The sequence below is a fragment of the Pseudomonas sp. NPDC090208 genome (assembly GCF_044746785.1).
Classification (GTDB): Bacteria; Pseudomonadota; Gammaproteobacteria; order Pseudomonadales; family Pseudomonadaceae; genus Aquipseudomonas.
This window is the reverse complement of the sequence record NZ_JBIVCU010000026.1, coordinates 1-20,742: the sequence shown is the minus strand read 5'-3', so window position 1 is coordinate 20,742 and position 20,742 is coordinate 1. Positions and strand designations below refer to the sequence as shown.

General features: G+C 62.1%; 14 protein-coding genes, 1 tRNA gene and 2 pseudogenes. 16 read left to right on the top strand and 1 reads right to left on the bottom strand.

The features are described 5' to 3' along the window. Positions 1–5 precede the first annotated feature (5 nt). The 5 genes and pseudogenes from rpoD to ACIPL0_RS28935 form a co-directional block, all read left to right on the top strand. Positions 6–1,739, top strand: a pseudogene (gene rpoD, locus ACIPL0_RS28955) (RNA polymerase sigma factor RpoD); the annotation flags it as partial. 424 nt (positions 1,740–2,163) lie between these two features. Further along, positions 2,164–5,136, top strand: a pseudogene (locus ACIPL0_RS28950) (EAL domain-containing protein); the annotation flags it as partial. Between the two features lie 16 nt (positions 5,137–5,152). Then, positions 5,153–5,229: transfer RNA gene (locus tag ACIPL0_RS28945), tRNA-Ile, on the top strand. A 61-nt stretch (positions 5,230–5,290) separates the two neighbouring features. Then, positions 5,291–5,917, top strand: coding sequence for a hypothetical protein (locus ACIPL0_RS28940; protein WP_400602317.1), 627 nt, complete (start codon positions 5,291–5,293; stop codon positions 5,915–5,917). Between the two features lie 76 nt (positions 5,918–5,993). Next, positions 5,994–7,040 carry an FUSC family protein gene (locus tag ACIPL0_RS28935; protein ID WP_400602319.1) on the top strand — a complete coding sequence of 349 codons (1,047 nt, stop codon included), beginning with the start codon at positions 5,994–5,996 and terminating at the stop codon, positions 7,038–7,040. Between the two features lie 28 nt (positions 7,041–7,068). On the opposite strand, the gene ppk2 is transcribed toward ACIPL0_RS28935, so the two are convergent. Further along, complete coding sequence (gene ppk2 / locus ACIPL0_RS28930) at positions 7,069–7,992, bottom strand: polyphosphate kinase 2 (RefSeq protein WP_400602320.1); 924 nt, start codon at positions 7,990–7,992, stop codon at positions 7,069–7,071. A gap of 171 nt (positions 7,993–8,163) precedes the next feature. Here ppk2 and ACIPL0_RS28925 point away from each other — a divergent pair, with 171 nt between their 5' ends. The 11 genes from ACIPL0_RS28925 to ACIPL0_RS28875 all read left to right on the top strand — a co-directional run bounded on the left by ACIPL0_RS28925 (position 8,164) and on the right by ACIPL0_RS28875 (position 20,383). Continuing rightward, complete coding sequence (locus ACIPL0_RS28925; RefSeq protein WP_400602322.1) at positions 8,164–8,931, top strand: class II aldolase/adducin family protein; 768 nt, start codon at positions 8,164–8,166, stop codon at positions 8,929–8,931. Between the two features lie 207 nt (positions 8,932–9,138). Beyond that, the gene (locus ACIPL0_RS28920; RefSeq protein WP_400602324.1) at positions 9,139–9,600 is read left to right on the top strand and encodes an Lrp/AsnC family transcriptional regulator; all 462 of its coding nucleotides are present in this window, start codon (positions 9,139–9,141) and stop codon (positions 9,598–9,600) included. 297 nt (positions 9,601–9,897) lie between these two features. Further along, positions 9,898–11,592, top strand: coding sequence for a flavin monoamine oxidase family protein (locus ACIPL0_RS28915; protein WP_400602326.1), 1,695 nt, complete (start codon positions 9,898–9,900; stop codon positions 11,590–11,592). Positions 11,593–11,601: 9 nt separating this feature from the next. Beyond that, positions 11,602–12,402, top strand: coding sequence for a carbon-nitrogen hydrolase family protein (locus ACIPL0_RS28910; protein WP_400602328.1), 801 nt, complete (start codon positions 11,602–11,604; stop codon positions 12,400–12,402). A gap of 189 nt (positions 12,403–12,591) precedes the next feature. Further along, positions 12,592–15,009: a pyrroloquinoline quinone biosynthesis protein PqqF gene (gene pqqF / locus ACIPL0_RS28905; protein WP_400602330.1), complete on the top strand. Its 2,418-nt coding sequence runs from the start codon at positions 12,592–12,594 to the stop codon at positions 15,007–15,009. Between the two features lie 157 nt (positions 15,010–15,166). Further along, positions 15,167–15,238, top strand: a complete 72-nt coding sequence (pqqA, locus tag ACIPL0_RS28900) for a pyrroloquinoline quinone precursor peptide PqqA (RefSeq protein WP_008365141.1) — start codon at positions 15,167–15,169, stop codon at positions 15,236–15,238. Positions 15,239–15,335: 97 nt separating this feature from the next. Next, positions 15,336–16,247 carry a pyrroloquinoline quinone biosynthesis protein PqqB gene (gene pqqB / locus ACIPL0_RS28895; protein ID WP_400602332.1) on the top strand — a complete coding sequence of 304 codons (912 nt, stop codon included), beginning with the start codon at positions 15,336–15,338 and terminating at the stop codon, positions 16,245–16,247. A gap of 142 nt (positions 16,248–16,389) precedes the next feature. Then, positions 16,390–17,145 (top strand): pyrroloquinoline-quinone synthase PqqC, encoded by a 756-nt coding sequence (gene pqqC, locus ACIPL0_RS28890; RefSeq protein WP_400602334.1) that lies wholly within the window; start codon positions 16,390–16,392, stop codon positions 17,143–17,145. Further along, positions 17,142–17,417, top strand: coding sequence for a pyrroloquinoline quinone biosynthesis peptide chaperone PqqD (gene pqqD / locus ACIPL0_RS28885; RefSeq protein WP_400602336.1), 276 nt, complete (start codon positions 17,142–17,144; stop codon positions 17,415–17,417). Before pqqC ends, pqqD begins: the two co-directional genes overlap by 4 nt. Further along, entirely contained in the window at positions 17,389–18,591 is a 1,203-nt protein-coding gene (gene pqqE, locus ACIPL0_RS28880; protein WP_400602338.1) for a pyrroloquinoline quinone biosynthesis protein PqqE, read from the top strand. The genes pqqD and pqqE overlap by 29 nt, the downstream gene beginning before the upstream one ends. Next, on the top strand, positions 18,557–20,383 hold the full coding sequence (locus ACIPL0_RS28875; protein WP_400602340.1) for a prolyl oligopeptidase family serine peptidase: 1,827 nt from the start codon (positions 18,557–18,559) through the stop codon (positions 20,381–20,383). The genes pqqE and ACIPL0_RS28875 overlap by 35 nt, the downstream gene beginning before the upstream one ends. Positions 20,384–20,742: the final 359 nt, after the last annotated feature.

Below are 20,742 nucleotides of genomic sequence, written 5' to 3'. Positions count from 1 at the left end.
TTTAAGATCCGTTGCAGGTGGAAGACATCATCCGCATGATTAACGACATGGGGATCCCCGTACACGAGAGTGCTCCGGATGCGGACGCCCTTATGCTGGCGGACGCCGATACCGACGAGGCCGCTGCGGAAGAAGCAGCGGCAGCGCTGGCGGCGGTCGAAACCGACATCGGTCGTACCACGGACCCGGTGCGCATGTACATGCGTGAAATGGGCACCGTCGAGCTTCTGACCCGCGAAGGCGAAATCGAAATCGCCAAACGCATCGAAGAAGGCATTCGTGAAGTCATGAGCGCTATCGCTCACTTCCCGGGTACGGTCGAGCACATCCTCTCCGAATACGACCGTGTCACCAGCGAAGGTGGCCGTCTGTCCGACGTTCTGAGCGGCTACATCGACCCGGATGACGGCATTGCGCCGCCAGCCGAAGCGCCACTGCCTATCGATCAGAAGTCCGAGAAGGCCGCAGCGGCCGACGATGACGAAGACGAGGAAAGCGCTGACGGTGACGACGAGGAAGAGGCCGAAAGCGGTCCGGACCCGGTCATCGCCGCACAACGCTTCGGCGCCGTATCCGAGCAACTGGCTGTCACGCTCAAGGCCCTGAAAAAAGGCCGTGACGACAAGCAGGCCGTTGCCGAGATGCTGGCTCTGGCCGAGCTGTTCATGCCGATCAAGCTGGTACCGAAGCAATTCGAAGGCCTGGTTGAACGTGTTCGCAGCGCTCTGGAGCGTTTGCGTGCCCAGGAACGCGCCATCATGCAGCTGTGCGTTCGTGACGCTCGCATGCCACGCGCCGATTTCCTGCGTCAGTTCCCTGGCAACGAAGTCGACCAGACCTGGCCTGAGTTCCTGGCCCGCGGCAAGGCGAAGTACGCCGAAGCCATCGGTCGCCTGCAGGCCGACATCCAGCGTTGCCAGCAGAAGCTGACCGACCTGGAAAAAGAAACCGGCCTGACCGTGCTGGAAATCAAGGACATCAACCGTCGCATGTCGATCGGTGAGGCCAAGGCCCGCCGCGCGAAGAAAGAGATGGTTGAGGCCAACCTGCGCCTGGTGATCTCGATCGCCAAGAAGTACACCAACCGCGGTCTGCAGTTCCTCGACCTGATTCAGGAAGGCAACATTGGCCTGATGAAGGCGGTGGACAAGTTCGAATACCGTCGCGGCTACAAGTTCTCGACCTACGCCACCTGGTGGATCCGTCAGGCGATCACTCGTTCCATCGCCGACCAGGCGCGCACCATCCGTATCCCGGTGCACATGATCGAGACGATCAACAAGCTCAACCGTATTTCCCGCCAGATGCTGCAGGAAATGGGTCGTGAGCCGACGCCGGAAGAGCTGGGCGAGCGCATGGAAATGCCTGAGGACAAGATCCGCAAGGTATTGAAGATCGCCAAAGAGCCGATCTCCATGGAAACCCCGATCGGTGACGACGAAGACTCGCATCTGGGCGACTTCATCGAAGACTCCACTATGCAATCGCCAATCGACGTGGCGACCGTGGAGAGCTTGAAGGAAGCCACCCGCGAAGTGCTGTCGGGCCTGACCGCTCGCGAGGCGAAAGTCCTGCGCATGCGTTTCGGCATCGACATGAACACCGACCACACCCTTGAGGAAGTCGGCAAGCAGTTCGACGTGACCCGCGAGCGTATCCGTCAGATCGAAGCCAAGGCGCTGCGCAAGCTGCGTCACCCGACCCGTAGCGAACACCTGCGTTCGTTCCTGGACGAGTAAAACGCTTCGCGCTGCACCCCAAAACCCCCGGCCTTGCCGGGGGTTTTGCGTTTCAGAAGAATAAGATTTTGTCGGGGTGTCAGCGGCGTCCGGCGCAGCTACACTCGACACATTCTCATCGGTGAAACTATTTGGGGCTGCGATGTTCTGGAAGCCAGCCATTGTGTTGTTGTGCTTGATGGGGCCGGTCAGCGCAGAGGCCAATGCGCTTTCCCGAGTGGAGACGACCCCGCTCAACCCGCACGACGAAGCAATGCACAGTATGGATGCTGCGTCGCCCGATCCCGGCAGCTCAAGCGATTCCAGCCCGTTACAGGAAGCCAGCGTACGACTGGCCGACATGGGCGAGCGCCTGCACCAGTCCGACGGCGAACAGACGGAGTTCGACAACGGCGCACAACCCCTGGCGTTGCCGATACACGGCATCGACTCCGGCAAGTTCTGGCATGACTTCCTGTTGTTCGGCCTCCCCGGCCTGCTCCTGCTTTCCACCGTGCTCGGCATCGTGGTGCGCATCAACCGCCGCCTCAGCTCGGAAATCTCCCGGCGCATCGCCCTCGAACAGGAACTGCGCAGCAGCGAATATCACTATCGCGGCATGATCGAGAGCCTGTCCGCCATCGCCTGGGAAGCCAATACCCGCGACTACTCCTACAACTACGTCTCGCCCCACGCCGAAAACCTGTTGGGCTACCCCCTGCAACAATGGCGCAAGACCGGCTTCTGGCGCAGCATCGTCCACCCCGACGACCTTGAATGCGCGCAGAGCTTCTGTGACCGCGAAACCGCGCTGGGCAACGATCACAGCCTCGACTACCGGGTGGTCTGCGCCGATGGACGGATTCTCTGGGTTCGCGACATCGTCAGCCTGATCGGTTATGGCCGCGAACCGGTCATGCGCGGCCTGATGATCGACATCACCGAAGCCAAGCAGACCGAAGAAGCGCTGCGTTTGTCCGAAGGCAAATTCGCCTCGGTCTTCGCCCAGTGCCCGGACATTCTGGTGATCGCCCGTCTCTCCGACGGCTGCTTCCTGGAAGCCAACCAGGCGTTCGTCGAGCAAATCGGCCTCAGCCAGAACGAAGTGATCGGTCGCACTCCGGGCGAACTGAACATCTGGGGTATCCCGGACATTGGCCAGAGCCTGTTGCAGCGTTTGCAGAAAGGCAGCATCCGCAACCTGGAAATGCCCTTCCGCCGCAGCGACGGACGCATTTTCACCGGGCTGCTGTCTGCCGAGCCCTTCGACCTGGACTCCACTCCGGCGGTGGTGTTGGTAGTGCGCGACATCACCCCGCTCAAGGAAGCGCAGCAACAGCTGCAGATGTCCGAAGAGAAATTCGCCAAGGCCTTCCACTCCTCGCCGGACGGCCTACTGATTTCCCGCCAGAGCGACGGCATGCTGGTGGAGATCAACGACGGATTCAGCCGCATTACCGGCTATCACAGCTCGCTGTCACTGGACCGCACGACGCTGGATCTGGGCATCTGGGTCGACCTCAACGAACGCCAGCAACTGCTGGAGCAACTCAACCGCGACGGCTTCGTCAAAGACTTCACCACCCATATCCGCCGTCGCGACGGGCAGATCCGGCTTTGCGAGATCTCATCGCGGCCACTGCCCATCGGCGGCGAAGACTGCATGCTGACCATCGCCCGTGACATCACCGAACGCCATCAGATGCAGGAAAAACTGCAACTGGCCGCCACCGTGTTCGAAAGCACTGCCGAGGGCGTGCTGATCACCGACACCCGCCAGCGCATCAACGCGGTGAACCGTGCCTTCAGCGAAATCACCGGCTACAGCGAAAACGAAGCCATCGGCGAGACCCCGCGCCTGCTGGCGTCCGGCCTGCACGACAGCGCCTTCTACGCGTCCATGTGGTATCAGCTCACCGCCGAAGGCCACTGGCAGGGTGAGATCAGCAACCGGCGCAAGAACGGCGAGATCTATCCGAGCTGGCTGACCATCAGTGCCGTGCGCAACCGCGACAAGTTCATCACCCACTTCGTCGCCGTGTTCGCCGACATTTCCAGCCTCAAACAGGCCCAGGCACGTCTGGACTATCAAGCCCACCACGACCCGCTCACCGGTCTGCCCAATCGCACCCTGTTTGAAAGTCGCCTGCACGCTGCGCTGATCCACAGCAAGGAGGCCAGCAGCCTCGGTGCCGTGCTGTTCCTCGACCTGGACCGCTTCAAGCACATCAACGACAGCCTCGGCCATCCGGTCGGCGATCTGCTGCTCAAAGGTATCGCCCAGCGCCTGAAAGAGAACCTGCGCGACATCGACACCGTGGCACGCCTGGGCGGCGACGAATTCATCGTTCTGCTGCCCGGCCTGCAATCGGAGCACGACGCGGAAACCATCGCCACCAAACTGCTCAACAGCTTCTCCGCACCGTTCCAGGCCGGCGAGCACGAGTTCTTCATCAGCACCAGCATCGGCAGCGCCCTGTTCCCCACCGACGGTGCCGACGTCGCCACCCTGATCAAGAACGCCGACGCAGCCATGTACCGCTCCAAGGCCAAAGGCCGCAACCGCGTCGAAAGCTACACCCGTGACCTCACCGCCCAGGCCAGCGAACGCATTGCCCTGGAGCACGAGTTGCGCCGCGCCATCGAACGCAACGAGTTCAGCCTCAGCTATCAGCCCAAGGTCAGCCTGCTGACCCATCGTCTGGTCGGCGCAGAAGCACTGATTCGCTGGACCCACCCGACCTTCGGCGACGTGCCGCCCGAGCGCTTCATTCCGCTGGCCGAAGAAAACGGCATGATCCTGCAGATCGGCGAATGGGTGCTGGAAAAAGCCTGCCGCCAGCTTGAGGAATGGAACCGGACCTACGACGTGTTCGGGCCGCTCTCGGTCAACCTCGCCGGCGCACAACTGCGTCAGCCGAACCTGGTCAACCGCATCGAACAACTGCTCAAGCGCCACCACCTGCAGCCCGGCTGCCTGCAACTGGAAATCACCGAAAACTTCATCATGTCGCAGACCGAAGAAGCCCTCTCCGTGCTGCACCGCCTGAAAAAACTCGGTGTGCAACTGGCCATCGACGACTTCGGCACCGGCTACTCCTCGCTGAGCTACCTCAAGCGCCTGCCGCTGGACATCCTCAAGATCGACCAGTCCTTCGTCCGCGGCCTGCCCGACGACCCCCACGACGCCGCCATCGTCCGCGCCATCATCGCCCTCGGCCGCAGCATGCAACTGACCGTCATCGCCGAAGGCGTGGAGAACATCGAACAGCAACGCTGCCTCGCCGAAGAAGGCTGCGAACAGATCCAGGGCTACATCGTCAGCCTGCCCCTGCGCCCCGACGAATTCTGCGCGACGTTTCTTCGCACGACGGTTTCGGACTTTTCGGATAGCCCCGCACGGAAACCATCGCTATAATCCGCCGCCTGACTGAGGGCCTATAGCTCAGTTGGTTAGAGCAGAGGACTCATAATCCTTTGGTCCACGGTTCGAGTCCGTGTGGGCCCACCATATAAAAAGCCGCGCGATGCGCGGTTTTTTTTCGTCTGGAAACCGGTTCAGGAGCATCGCCATGCCTCTGCAAAACCGCCTCAACCCCCACGGCCAACTCTGTGCCGTCCCTGCCCGCGGTACCTTCATGGGCAATCGCGGGCTGTTGCATAACGCTCATCAACACATCACCCGCCCTTGGGCGCTACAGCGCTGGATAACGTGCCTTCTGAACTTCAAGGGCGTGCAGCGCAAGGTCATGACGCCCGGTCTGTACACCGAGTTGTTTTTCCTCGACGAACCCACCGCCTACGCCGCCGGGCATCGGCCGTGCAGTTATTGTCGGCATGCCGATTTCAAGCGGTTCAAGGCGTTGTGGGCCGAGGTGTTTCCGGGTTTGGATCAGTCGGCGGCGGGGATTGATCGGGTGTTGCATGACGCTCGTTTGAATGCCGATGGCAGTCAGTGGACGTGGCAGGCGGTATTGGGTGACTTGCCGGACGGGACGATGATCGAGGTGGAGGGTGATGCGGTGCTGTTGTGGCGGGGCGGTCAGTGGCGTTGGTCGTTTGCGGGGTATGAGCCGATAGCCGCGTCGGTTGCAAAGCAGACGACAGTGACGGTGCTGACGCCGGAGCCCTATGTCCGGCTATTCGCGGCGGGTCTTGCAAGCGGGCTTCAGGTGCATCCCTCCCTCGCGCAAGGCTGAAGATTGCACGAGCCATCCCGCCACGGCTTTTGCGACACTATCGGAAACATTCGCCACTTCCAGGGTCTGTTACCCCATGAATATGCCTTCCCTGCCCTTGTGGCTCCGTCGTCTGCTGCGTCCCCTTCTGGACCCGTATCGCCGCTATCGTCATGCCCGCTATATCCACGCCGGGCGCATCGTGGTCGGTTTGCTGGTGTCGATTCTGTTGACCACGGGCATCCATCTGCCCCACGGCGAATGGGCGTCGGTGACGATGTTGATCGTGATTGGCGGCTTGCAGCACCACGGCAATATCGGCAAGAAGTCGGTAGAGCGGGCTTACGGCACGTTGATCGGCGCAGCGCTGGGGCTGATGGTGGTGGCGCAGCAGAGTTATCTGGGCCTGCCGCTGTTGACCTATGTGCTGATGTCGTCGATCTGCGGTTTCTTTGCCTATCACGCCATCGGCAAGGGCGGTTACACGGCGCTGTTGTCGGCGATCACGCTGTTTATCGTTGCCGGGCATGGCGATAACCCGATCACTGACGGGCTATGGCGCACGGTGGATATCTTGATCGGCATCGCCCTGGCGCTGGCGTTTTCCTTCGCCCTGCCGCTGTATGCGGTGTATTCCTGGCGCTACAACCTGGCCAACGGGCTGCGCAACTGCGCCAAGGTCTATGACCGCATCGCCAGCGGCCAGTCGATCAGCGCCGACGAGCACCGCAAGCTGACGGCCAAGCTCAACGCCACCATGCTGCAGCTGCGTTCGCTGATGCCGTCGGTGTCCAAGGAAGTGCGGATTTCAATCGTCGAGCTGGACGCCATCCAGGGGCATTTCCGCATGTGCCTGAGCACTCTGGAAATCCTTTCCAATCTGCGTCCCGCCGAGTTGGGCAATGTGGCCATGACCGCCGAACATCGACGCATCCGGCGCTTGCTGATCGGCATGGCGCGGGCGTTGCAGACCGGCGCCACCGAGCGTTTGCAACGGCCGAGCGAAACCCTGGCGGTGGGCCCGGAAGCACCGACTGCGTCCACCGACATGCTGGGTTATCAACTGATGACGCGGCAGTTCACCCTCAACCTCGAAGGCCTGCAGCAGCGGCTGGCAAAGACGGCGAGGAAGTGGAAGATCTGATCTTCGCCGTCATTGCCATCAAGAACGGTCAGTAGACCGACGGCACCACCATGTTGCGCGGCACCGGGGCGCGCAGGTAGTTGGCGTTGTAGACGCGCTCAGGCAGGACCACTTGCGGCGACTCGGTGTCACCGCGTGGAATCTGCTCCAGCAGGTGATGAATGCAGTTGAGCCGCGCGCGCTTCTTGTCGTCGGCTTCGACGATCCACCACGGCGCCACGTCGGTGTGCGAGCGGGTGAGCATTTCTTCCTTGGCGCGGGTGTAGTCTTCCCAGCGACGGCGCGACTCCAGGTCCATCGGCGACAGTTTCCACTGTTTCAGCGGGTCGTGGATGCGCATCAGGAAGCGGCGATATTGCTCGTCGTCGGTGATGGAGAACCAGTACTTGATCAGGATGATCCCCGAGCGCACCAGCATTTTTTCGAACTCGGGCACGGTGCGGAAAAACTCTTCGTATTCTTCGTTATCGCAGAAGCCCATGACCCGCTCGACGCCCGCGCGGTTGTACCAGCTGCGGTCGAACAGGACCATTTCGCCCGCTGCCGGCAGGTGCGACACGTAGCGCTGGAAGTACCACTGGGTACGCTCGCGCTCGGTCGGCGCGGTCAGCGCGGCCACGCGGCAGACCCGCGGGTTGAGGCGCTGGGTGATGCGCTTGATGGCACCGCCCTTGCCGGCCGCATCGCGGCCTTCGAACAGCACCACCACCTTGAGTTTCTGGCTGACGACCCAGTCCTGCAGCTTGACCAGCTCGCCCTGCAGACGCAGCAGTTCGCGGAAATACACCCGACGATCGATGCCTTTCGGCACTTCTTCGCCAAGGTCAGACAGCAGACCGTCCAGGCGCGCGTCGTCGTATTCCATCTCCAGTTCTTCATCGAAGCTGTCGAGAATATCGGCGTGGATGTAGCGGGCGGTTTCGGAAAAGTCCAACGACGTGCTATCGGTCATGACGGGGCTCCCACGCGGATTCAAGAAAGTCTGGGAGAGAATTTAGGCACGCAACGGGTGACAGCAGAATGACAGCACGGTGACAACGGAGAAAACTCCTACAAGACTCGACGGCTGACGAGGCGGCTGGCAGGCTGCAAGTCCTGCCGAACACACTTTTTGGAGCCCAGCATGTCTCACGCTTACAGCCCGCAGGAATGGCAACTCAGGCAGGAACTGGCGGCCTGCTACCGCCTGATCGCCCATTTCAGAATGACCGACCTGATCTTCACCCACATTTCGCTGCGGATCCCCGGTCCCGAGCATCATTTTCTGATCAACCCGTACGGGCTGATGTTCGAGGAAATCACCGCATCGAATCTGGTGAAGATCGACCTCGACGGCAACAAGGTGGAAGCCTCGCATTACCCGGTGAACCCGGCGGGTTTCGTGATTCACAGCGCCATCCACAGTGCCCGCGAAGACGCCCAGTGCGTGCTGCACACCCATACCAAGGCTGGTTGTGCGGTGGCTGCGCAGGAAGCCGGGTTGTTGCCGGTGAACCAGATTTCCATGGAGTTCTATGGCCGGGTCGGCTACCACGACTACGAGGGCATCGCCCTGGATTTCAGCGAGCAGCAGCGGCTGGTCGCGGATCTGGGCGACAGCTCGGTGATGATTCTGCGCAACCACGGGTTGTTGGCGGTGGGCGACAGCGTGAAGCAGGCGTTTCTGCGCATGTATTACCTGGAGAAAGCCTGCGAAATCCAGATCGCCGCCCAGGCGGGCGGTCAGTTGGTCATCCCGTCGGACGAGGTGTGCCGACGCACCGAGCGGCAATTCAACGAGCCGGGCAAACCGGCGGCGGAAGGTGAATTGAACGACCCGGATGCGGTGGATTTCGCCTGGGCGGCGTTGTTGCGGCTGCTGGATCGGGTGGCGCCGGATTACAAGCACTGAGCATGGCCCTGTAGGCGTGAATGATGGACACGCCACCTGTGGGAGCGAATTCATTCGCGATAGCGTCGGTACATCCATCATCACCGTCGCCTGACACACCGTTTCGCGAATGAATTCGCTCCCACAAGGCATCAGCCAGCCGGCTACGGATAGGTAATGCCCGTGGCAGCGGGTAACATCACCCGCTTGCCGAATGGAGATCCACCCTTGTCCGACACCCGCCCTCCCGCCCTCGACGAAATCGACCGTCAGTTGATTGCCGCGCTGCAGATCAATGCCCGTGAACCGGTGGCCAATCTGGCGCGGCAGTTGGGCATCGCCCGTACCACGGTGACGTCGCGCCTGGCTCGTCTGGAGAAGGCCAAAATCATCACCGGTTATGGCGTGCGGCTGAGTCAGCGGGTGGTCGATGGCGGCTTGCAGGCGTATGTCGGCATCACCGTGCAACCGCGTTCCGGCAAGGAAGTGCTGCGACGCCTGACGGCGCTGGCCCAGGTCCAACAGTTGTGTGCAGTGAGCGGCGAGTTCGACTACGTGGCCTGGCTGCGCACCGATTCGCCGGAACAGCTGGACCAACTGCTCGATCTGATCGGCAGTGTCGACGGCGTGGAGAAGACCACCACCTCGATCATCCTCAGCAGCAAGATTGATCGGGGGCAACCGGTTTAGCAGAGCCATTCGATACGTGTAGGAGCTGGCTTGCCCTGCGACCGGCGGGAAACCCGTCGTAAATCCGATAAATGCGGTGTGTCAGGTATAAAGGGTTGTCAGAGTTCGCGACTGCTGCGCAGCCGGTCGCAGGACAAGCCAGCTCCTACCGGAAACACTCTCACATCTCAAAATGTACATCCGCCTCGTCACATTGACTAACATCTCTGCATAACGACGACACTCTGCGTCTTATTAACGTCTCAACTGTTATCTAGACTTTCCACTTTCGCGCCCCAGTCGAATTTAAGGTCAGTCATGAACAACAATCGCCACCCCGCCGACGGCAAGAAACCGATCACGATTTTCGGCCCGGACTTTCCGTTCGCCTTTGATGACTGGATCGAGCATCCGGCCGGGCTGGGCAGCATTCCTGCCGAGAACCATGGCAAGGAAGTCGCCATCGTCGGCGCCGGGATCGCCGGGCTGGTGGCGGCTTATGAGCTGATGAAGCTGGGCCTGAAGCCGGTCGTTTACGAAGCCTCGAAAATGGGTGGTCGCCTGCGCTCGCAACAGTTCGAAGGCGCCGAAGGCATCATCGCCGAGCTGGGCGGCATGCGTTTCCCGGTCTCGTCCACCGCGTTCTATCACTACGTCGACAAGCTCGGCCTGGAATCCAAGCCCTTCCCCAACCCGCTGACCGCCGCCTCCGGCAGCACGGTGATCGATCTGGAAGGCACTACCCACTACGCACAGAAGCTGTCGGACCTGCCTGCGCTGTTTCAAGAAGTGGCTGACGCCTGGGCCGACGCACTGGAAGACGGCGCGCAGTTCGCCGACATTCAACAGGCCATCCGCGACCGCGACGTGCCACGCCTCAAGGCGCTGTGGAACACCCTGGTACCGCTGTGGGACGACCGCACGTTCTATGACTTCGTCGCCACCTCCAAGGCCTTCGCCAAGCTGTCGTTCTACCACCGCGAAGTGTTCGGCCAGGTCGGTTTCGGCACCGGCGGCTGGGACTCGGACTTCCCCAACTCGATGCTGGAAATCTTCCGTGTGGTGATGACCAACTGCGACGATCACCAACACCTGATCGTTGGCGGCGTGGAGCAGGTGCCGCTGGGCATCTGGCGCCATGTGCCGGAGCGCTGCGTACACTGGCCGCAAGGCACCAGCCTGTCGTCGCTGCACCACGGCGCGCCGCGCACCGGGGTGAAACGTATCGCCCGCGCGGCCGATGGCAAGTTCGCCGTAACCGACAACTGGGGCGACACCCGCCATTACGACGCGGTGCTGGCGACCTGCCAGAGCTGGCTGCTGACCACGCAGATCGAATGCGAGGAGTCGCTGTTCTCGCAAAAGATGTGGATGGCTCTGGACCGCACGCGCTACATGCAGTCGTCGAAAACCTTCGTGATGGTCGACCGGCCGTTCTGGAAGGACAAGGATCCGGAAACCGGACGCGACCTGATGAGCATGACCCTCACCGACCGCCTGACCCGTGGCACCTACCTGTTCGACAACGGCACCTATTCCAATGGCGAGGACAAGCCGGGGGTGATCTGTCTGTCGTACTCGTGGATGAGCGACGCGCTGAAAATGCTGCCGCATCCCGTGGAAAAGCGCGTCAGCCTGGCCCTCGGCGCGCTGAAGAAGATCTACCCGAAAGTCGACATCGCCGCGCGCATCATCGGCGACCCGATCACCGTGTCGTGGGAGGCCGACCCGCATTTCCTCGGTGCCTTCAAAGGCGCGCTGCCCGGCCATTACCGCTACAACCAGCGGATGTACGCGCACTTCATGCAGAAGGACATGCCTGACGAACAGCGCGGCATTTTCATCGCCGGTGACGACGTGTCGTGGACCCCGGCCTGGGTCGAGGGCGCGGTGCAGACGTCGCTCAACGCGGTGTGGGGCATCATGACCCACTTCGGTGGCAAGACCCATGCGGAAAACCCCGGCCCCGGCGACGTGTTCGACGAGATCGGCCCCATCGTCCTGCCGGAATAAGGAGTCGCCATGCGCGTCGCTCTCTATCAATGCCCGCCGCTGCCGCTGGATGTCAGCGGCAACCTGCATCGGCTGAGCACCCAGGCAAAAGCCGCGGCGGATCAGGGCGCGGCGCTGCTGGTCTGCCCGGAAATGTTCCTCAGCGGCTACAACATCGGGGCCGAAGCGGCCCATGATCTGGCGCAGGCCAGCGATGGTGCAGCAGCGCAGGCGATTGCCGAAATGGCGCAGGCGTTCGGCATCGCCGTCCTGTACGGCTACCCCGACCTGAGCGCCGACGGGCAGGTCTACAACGCAGTGCAGTTGATCGATGCGCAGGGGCAGCGCCTGTGCAATTACCGCAAGACGCACTTGTATGGCGATCTGGATAAATCAATGTTCAGCGCCGGCGACGAACACTTTCCAGTGGTGGATTTTAACGGCTGGAAGCTGGGTTTTCTGATCTGCTACGACGTCGAGTTCCCGGAAAACACCCGGCGTCTGGCCCTGGCCGGCGCCGATCTGATCCTGGTGCCGACCGCCAACATGGCGCCCTACGACTTCGTTGCCGAAGTCACCGTGCGCGCCCGCGCCTTCGAGAACCAGTGCTATCTGGTCTACGCCAATTACTGCGGCAGCGAGGGTGCGATTCACTACTGCGGTCTGAGCAGCATCTGCGCGCCGGACGGCAAACAGATCGGCCTGGCCGGGCAGGAAGAAGCCCTGGTGATCGCGGACCTGGACCGGGCGCTGATGAGCGAATCGCAGGCGATCAATACCTACTTCAAGGATCGCCGGCCGGGGTTTTATGGGAGCCTTGCAAAGGGGTGACACACAGAAAACCTGTGGGAGGGAGCCCTGCTCGCGAAAGCGTCAATTCAGACAATGCAGTGCTGGCAGACAAAAAGCATTCGCGAGCAGAGCTCCCTCCCACAGGGCCGGTATTGGCCGGCATATCGCGCCAACCGCCGACATATCCGCTAGCATGACCCGTCACACCGCCGTGCCTCGGACCCCGTCATGCCTGCCACCGCTTCACCTCGCCACCATTCCCTGAGCCTGCCCAACGGCCTGCGCGTGTCGCTGTATTCGGCGCCGCGTCTGAAACGCTGTGCGGCGGCGTTGCGGGTGGCGGCGGGGAGCCATGATGTCGATCCGCAATGGCCGGGGCTGGCGCACTTTCTTGAGCATCTGTTCTTCCTCGGTACCGAGCGCTTCCCCACTGGCGAACACCTGATGGCCTTCGTTCAGCGCCACGGCGGACAGGTCAACGCCAGCACCCGCGAGCGCACCACCGATTTCTTTTTTGAACTGCCGCAGAGCGTATTCGCCGATGGTCTGGAGCGTCTGTGCGACATGCTCGCCCATCCGCGCATGGCCCTTGAAGACCAGTTGCGCGAACGCGAGGTGCTGCACGCCGAGTTCATCGCCTGGTCGCGGGACGCTGCGTCGCGCGATCAACTGAAACGGCTACAGGTGCTCTCGCCACGCCATCCGCTGCGCGGGTTTCATGCCGGCAATCGCTTCAGCCTGCCGGTGCCGCGTCAGGCATTTCAGCAGGCACTGGAAGACTTTTACCGACGGTTCTATCAAGCCGGGCAGATGACCTTGAGCCTGAGCGGACCGCAGTCGCTGGATGAATTACAGGCGTTGGCCGAGCGCTTCGGAGGCTGTTTCGCCACGGGAACGCGGGTCGAACAGACCAGGCCGCCCGCCCTCGTGGAACGCGACGATTCGATTATCTCTACAGATCAAACGCATCTGCTGTTTGCCTGTGAAGACCTGCCGCCAGGGCACGAACAGGCGGCGGCGTTTCTCTGCACCTGGCTGAACAACACGCAAGACGGTGGGCTGACCGCAGAGTTGCGGCGGCGCGGGTTGGCGGAATCGCTCAAGGCCGAGATGGTGTACGGGTTTGCAGGGCAGGTTTTGTTGGAGATCCGTGTTGAACCGGGTGAAGCCATCGCGGGCAAGCGCGCTCCTACAGAAAAGGCGCGTCCACCTGTAGGAGTGAGCTTGCTCGCGATAGCGTCAGAACAGACAGCACAACGCTCGGCTCTGCTCCACAACTGGCTCACCTTCTTCAAACCCCGCTTCCACGCCCTGCTCGCCGAATACGCTCGCCTGCAGCAACGTCATCTGGACGTCAGCGGCGCGCTGTCGCTGGCCAGGCACTTCAGCGAAACAGACGCCACGCCAGGACTGTCCAGCGCGGCCATCACGGCGCTGGATGCGCTGCTCGACCGGCTCATTCCAGCGCACTGTTCGCCCATCGACGACATCGCCTGGCAATTGCCGGCCGCCAACCCGTTTCTGCTTCCATCCGCCGTGCCGGCCACGACACCGACGCCCCTGCCCGCGCTGACCTTCAGCGAGGCGCTCGCCGACAGCGACGACGGCACGCTGTACCTGCGCTGGACGCTGCCGTCCCCGCAACCGACGCTGGCGCAAATGCTCGGCGACAGCCTGAAACCCTTGATCGCCGACGCGCAGGAAGCGGGTGTGACCCTGACCTTCGCTGCAATCGGCAGCCACTGGCAGTTGAAATTGAGCGGGCTGGCCGAGCCGATGCCTGCCGTGCTCAATCACGCGCTGCAACAACTCACCCAGCCCACGCCGCAGACATTGGCGCGCTACGGCCAGGCCAGCAACGAACCCGCGCCAATTCCGATCCGGCAATTGCTCAAAGTGCTGCCTGATCATTTTTTGAACATATGGCCTAGCGCAGAAACCCGCGAGCTTGCGAGTGTCTGGGCGCAAACGCGCTGGAGCGGTTTTGCCATCGGCCTGAACGAATCGACCCGGACAGCGCTGTGTCATGTCGGACAGCGTATCCCCGGCCAGCCTCTCGATACACCGGGTGCAATGTCGAAAACAACAGGCCAGCGCTGGCAAAGCGAACCCTCCACGTCGGCGGAAAACGCCCTGCTGCTGTTCTGTCCTACGCCCTCGTCCACTATCGAAGATGAGGCGATCTGGCGATTGTTCGCGCAATGGTTGCAAGGGCCTTTCTATCAACGTCTGCGTGTCGAACTGCAACTGGGCTACGCGGTGTTCAGCGGTTTCCGACAGATCGACGGCCAGAGCGGCCTGCTGTTCGGCGTGCAATCGCCCGGCGCCAGCGTCGGGCAGTTGCGTGACCATATCGACGAGGTGTTGCACACGCTGCCAGCGCTGATCGAACAGGCCGACCTGCCGGCTTCGGTCGGCGCGTTGCTGGCTCAGCTTGACCCGAATGTCATGGACCCGGCGCAGGCAGCCGAAATGTTCTGGCAGGCGCACCTGGCCGGGCACGGCGCGGACTACCTGCCACGGCTGCGAAAAGCGCTGGCACCGTTGCAGAAATCCACGTTAATCCACGCCGCCGATCGTCTGACAGGCTGCGACAGAGCGTCGCTGCACCTGGCCAATCGCCCCGATCCAGACGGCTCGGCCTGATCATTGCGTTCGATGCAAAAATCTTTATCGGATATTTCATCATTGCCGTGGCGTCATTTTTAGTAACATAGCTCCCTAATGATTCTGAACGTATGCCCACGGTGGCGTACTAAAGAACTACCTATCCACCGTTGCATTCACCCAGAAGGAGTCTTTTATGTGGACTAAACCTGCTTACACTGATCTGCGTATCGGCTTTGAAGTCACCATGTACTTCGCAAGCCGTTGATTGCTGCGCGGTGAAAAGCCTCGGTTCGCCGGGGCTTTTTTGTTACAGGACTTGAGTTTTTTCGGCCTCGCAGACGGCCACTCGGCACGGAGACCCCATGCACATCCAGATTCTCGGCTCAGCCGCCGGCGGCGGTTTCCCTCAATGGAACTGCAACTGCGCCAACTGCGCAGGCTTTCGCGACGGCAGCCTGCGGGCCCACGCTCGCACCCAGTCGTCCATCGCGCTCTCTGACGACGGCGTGAACTGGGTTCTGTGCAACGCCTCCCCCGACATCCGCGCGCAACTGCAAGGCTTCGCGCCGATGCAACCCAATCGCGGCCTGCGCGATACCGGCATCAGCGCCATCATTCTGATGGACAGCCAGATCGACCACACCACTGGCCTGCTCAGCCTGCGCGAAGGCTGCCCGCATCAGGTCTGGTGTACCGACATGGTTCATGAAGACCTGAGCACCGGCTTCCCGCTGTTCAACATGCTCAAGCACTGGAACGGCGGTTTGCAGTGGAATCGCATCGAGCTGGAAGGCAGCTTCGTGATTCCGGCCTGCCCAAACCTGCGTTTCACCCCGTTCCCGTTGCGCAGCGCTGCGCCGCCTTATTCGCCGCACCGCTTCGACCCGCATCCGGGCGACAACATCGGCTTGCTGGTCGAAGACCTGAAGACCGGCGGCAAGCTGTTCTACGCGCCGGGCCTGGGCAAGGTCGACGAGGCGCTGATGGAAAAAATGCGCGGCGCCGACTGTCTGCTGGTCGACGGCACCCTGTGGGACGACGACGAGATGAAACGTCGCGGCGTCGGCACCCGCACTGGCACGGAAATGGGCCATCTGGCGCAGAACGGCCCCGGCGGTATGCTGGAAGTGCTGGAGAAGCTGCCGGAGCAACGCAAGGTGCTTATCCACATCAACAACACCAACCCGATTCTCGACGAAGACTCGCCCGAGCGCGCCGAACTGGCCCGGCGTGAGGTTGAAGTGGCCTTTGATGGCATGAGCATCGAGTTGTAAGGCGCAGCCAACTGAACCTGTGGGAGCGAATTCATTCGCGAAAAATGTTTCAGCCGACGCAGATGTGTCGAATGCAGCGGCCAATCGCGAATGAATTCGCTCCCACAGAAGCTGCATCCCACGTGCAAGAAAGAGTGACGACATGAGCGAACACACGCCGCTGTCCCCCGCCGAATTCGAACAGGCTCTGCGTGCCAAGGGCGCGTACTACCACATTCATCACCCGTACCATGTGGCGATGTATCAGGGCCGCGCCACCCGCGAGCAGATTCAGGGCTGGGTGGCCAACCGCTTCTACTATCAGGTGAATATCCCGCTGAAAGACGCCGCAATCCTGGCCAACTGCCCGGACCGCGAGATTCGTCGCGAGTGGATTCAGCGCCTGCTCGACCACGACGGTGCGCCGGGTGAAGACGGCGGCATCGAAGCCTGGCTGCGGCTGGGTCAGGCCGTGGGGCTGGACCCGGATCAGCTGCGTTCGCAGGAACTGGTGCTGCCCGGCGTGCGCTTCGCCGTCGACGCTTATGTCAACTTCGCCCGCCGTGCCAGCTGGCAGGAAGCCGCCAGCAGCTCGTTGACCGAACTGTTCGCCCCGCAGATCCACCAGTCGCGACTGGACAGCTGGCCACAGCATTACCCGTGGATCGACCCGGCCGGCTACGAGTATTTCCGCACCCGCCTGGGCCAGGCTCGGCGCGACGTGGAACACGGCCTGACGATCACACTGCAGCACTACACCACTTGGGAAAGCCAGCAGCGCATGCTGGAAATCCTGCAGTTCAAACTCGACATTTTGTGGAGCATGCTGGACGCCATGAGCATGGCGTACGAGCTGAATCGCCCGCCCTATCACAGCGTGACCGACCAGCGCGTCTGGCACAAAGGAATTGCCCTATGAGCTTCAATCGCGAACAAGTCCCCAACTGGCGCCGCGGCTACCGCTTCCAGTTCGAGCCGGCGCAGAACGGTCACGTCCTGCTGTACCCGGAAGGCATGATCAAGCTCAACGAAAGCGCTGCCGAGATCGGCGGGCTGATCGACGGCAAGCGCAACGTCGGCGCGATCATTGCCCTGCTCGACGAGAAATTCCCCGGCGTTCCCGAACTTGGCGATGACGTCGAGCAATTCATGGAGGTCGCGCGTGCCGAACACTGGATCGAACTTGCCTGATTCGCCGGCTGAAGCGCCTACCCAAGGCGAGTCCAGCGTGCATATTCCACCGACGCCGCCCGTCGGCCTGCCACTGTGGCTGCTCGCCGAGCTGACCTACCGCTGCCCGCTGCAATGCCCGTATTGCTCCAACCCGCTGGACTTCGCCAAACAAGGCCAGGAGCTGAGCACCGAGCAGTGGTTCAAGGTCATGGCCGAAGCCCGGCAGATGGGCGCGGCACAGATCGGTTTTTCCGGCGGCGAACCGCTGGTGCGTCAAGACCTGGCCGAGCTGATCGCCGAGGCGCGGCGGCTGGGTTACTACACCAACCTGATCACCTCCGGCATCGGCCTGACCGAGCAGAAAATCATCGACTTCAAGGAAGCCGGTCTGGACCACATTCAGATCAGCTTTCAGGCCAGCGACGAGCAGGTCAACAACATGCTCGCTGGCTCGAAAAAGGCCTTCGCGCAGAAGCTGGAAATGGCTCGCGCGGTGAAAAAGCATGGCTACCCGATGGTGCTCAACTTCGTCACCCATCGGCACAACATCGACCGCATCGACAAGATCATCGAGCTGTGTGTGGCGCTGGAAGCCGACTTCGTCGAATTGGCCACCTGCCAGTTCTACGGCTGGGCGCACCTGAACCGCGTCGGCCTGCTGCCGACCAAGGAGCAACTGGTGCGGGCCGAGCGCATCACCAATGAATACCGGGAAAAACTGGCCGCCGAGCAACACCCGGTCAAACTGATCTTCGTCACCCCCGACTACTACGAAGAACGGCCGAAAGCCTGCATGAACGGCTGGGGCAACCTGTTCCTCACCGTCACCCCGGACGGCACCGCCCTGCCCTGCCACGGCGCGCGGCAGATGCCGATCCAGTTTCCCAACGTGCGCGACCACAGCATGCAGCACATCTGGTACGACTCGTTCGGCTTCAACCGTTTTCGCGGTTACGAATGGATGCCCGAGCCGTGCCGTTCCTGCGACGAGAAGGAAAAGGACTTCGGCGGCTGCCGCTGCCAGGCCTTCATGCTCACGGGCGACGCCAGCAACGCCGACCCGGTGTGCAGCAAGTCCCCACAGCACCACCTGATCACCCAGGCTCGCGACGAAGCCGAGTATGCTAGCCAGACCATCGAGCAACTGGCGTTCCGCAATGAACGAAACTCGCGTCTCATCGCCAAATCCTGACCTGTTTTCGGCCGCCCAGGCGGTGGCCGCTGGCGTAGATTTCTCTGAACTGAGCGTCAGCCCTGCCGGGCTGTTCTGGATCGAATTCAACCCCCACGACGCCGTTTCGCGGATCTGCCGCTGGCGCGATGGCGCCACGACTCACCTGACCCCGGACGGCTTCAGCGTGCGCGGTCGGGTGTATGAATACGGCGGCGGTTCGTTCTGCCTGAGCGACGATGCCGTGGTGTTCGTCAACGAGGCTGACCAGCAGCTGTACGTTCAGCCGTTCGACTCCGACACTCCGCAGGCACTGACCGAAGGTGACAAACGCTACGGCGATGTCCGTCATGCGCGAGGGCAGATTCTGGCGGTCGAGGAAGAACAGGACACCCACCGCCTGGTGAGCATCGACCTTGTCGACGGCAAACGCGCCGTGCTGGCTGAAGGCGCCGATTTCTATGCGTCACCGACCATGAGCCCAGACGGCCAGCGGCTGGCGTGGATCGAATGGTGGCGCCCGCACCAACCCTGGACCGCCACACGCTTGCTCAGCGTCGAACGGATGGCCGACGGCAACTGGGGCCGGCCGCATTGCCTGGCGGGCGGCCTGGGTCTGGAAGCCTTGCAACAACCGTGTTTTGACCAGCAAGGTCGACTGTGTTGCCTGACCGACCGTGGTGGTTTCTGGCAGCCCTGGGTGGAAACCCTGGACGGCCTGCAAGCGCTGCCCGCCGCCAAAGCCGATCACGCGTCCGCGCCATGGCAGATGGGCAATTGCAGCTGGTTGCCATTGAACGACGGCGGTTATGTGGCCAGTTGGTCGGAACACGGCGTCGGCGTGCTGGGCGTGCATTCGTCCGACGGTTCGGTGGAAGATTTCAGCGGCGACTACAGCCGTTTTCGCAATCTGGCCGAGGATGATCAGTACCTCTATTGCGTCGCTGCGTCGGCGATCAGCCCGCCTGCGGTGTTGGCGATCCGCCGTTCCGACAAGCAGGTGCAGGTACTGGCCGGCGGCGTCGCTCCCTTGCCCGCCGAACGCATCAGCCGTCCGCAGACGTTGCGCTACCCCAGCGGCGACGGTGAAGCCCACGGCTATTTCTATCCGGCCATGACCGACGAAGCGAAACCGCCGTTGGTGGTGTTCATCCACGGCGGCCCGACGTCGGCCTGCTACCCGGTACTCGACCCGCGCATCCAGTTCTGGACCCAGCGCGGCTTCGCTGTGGCCGACGTCAACTATCGCGGCAGCACCGGCTATGGCCGGGCCTATCGGCAGGCGTTGTTTCTGGAATGGGGCGCTGTAGACGTCGAAGACGCTTGCGCGGTGGTCGAGCACCTGGGCCAGCGCGGCCTGATCGACCCGGGCAAGGCGTTCATCCGTGGCAGCAGTGCTGGCGGTTACACCACCCTGTGCGCCTTGGCATTCAGGGATGTATTCCGCGGCGGCGCCAGCCTCTACGGCGTCAGCGATCCACTGGCGCTGGCCGAAGCCACCCACAAGTTCGAGGCGGATTACCTGGACTGGCTGATCGGTGACCCCGACATCGACATGGCCCGCTACCGCGAACGCACGCCTCTACGGCACGCCGACCGGATCAAGGTGCCGGTGATCTTCTTCCAGGGCGAACTCGACCCCGTGGTCGTCCCGTCCCAGACTCGCGACATGCTCAACGCCCTACAGGAAAAAGGCATCCCCGCCGAAGGCCACTTCTACCCCGAAGAACGCCATGGCTTCCGCCAGGCCAGCAACCTGGCCCACGCACTGGAGACCGAGTGGGCGTTTTATTGCAAAGTGCTGGAGGGGTGAGGGTTACGCGACTGCATTGCCGGGCTGCTAACGCAGCCTCATTTCGCTTGGCGGCGAAATGCGTGGCCCTGTAGGAGCGTGGCTTGCCCGCGATCGGCGACGAAGTCGTCGTAAAACCTGTGCACTCGGTTTGTCTGGTCTTGCGCTGTAGCTGCTAACGCAGCTGGGTTTCGCCTGGCGGCGAGTTACTTGGAAAAGCCCCAAGTAACCAAGGGCTCTATACCCCGCCATACGGTGCCTCGCCACAGGCTCGGCATGCCCTCCCTCCGGCAATGCTCCGTGGGCCCGCCGCGAATGGGCCATCCATGGCCCACGCGGCTCTCGCGGCATCCATGCCGCTCGGCGCCACTGCGCATCGC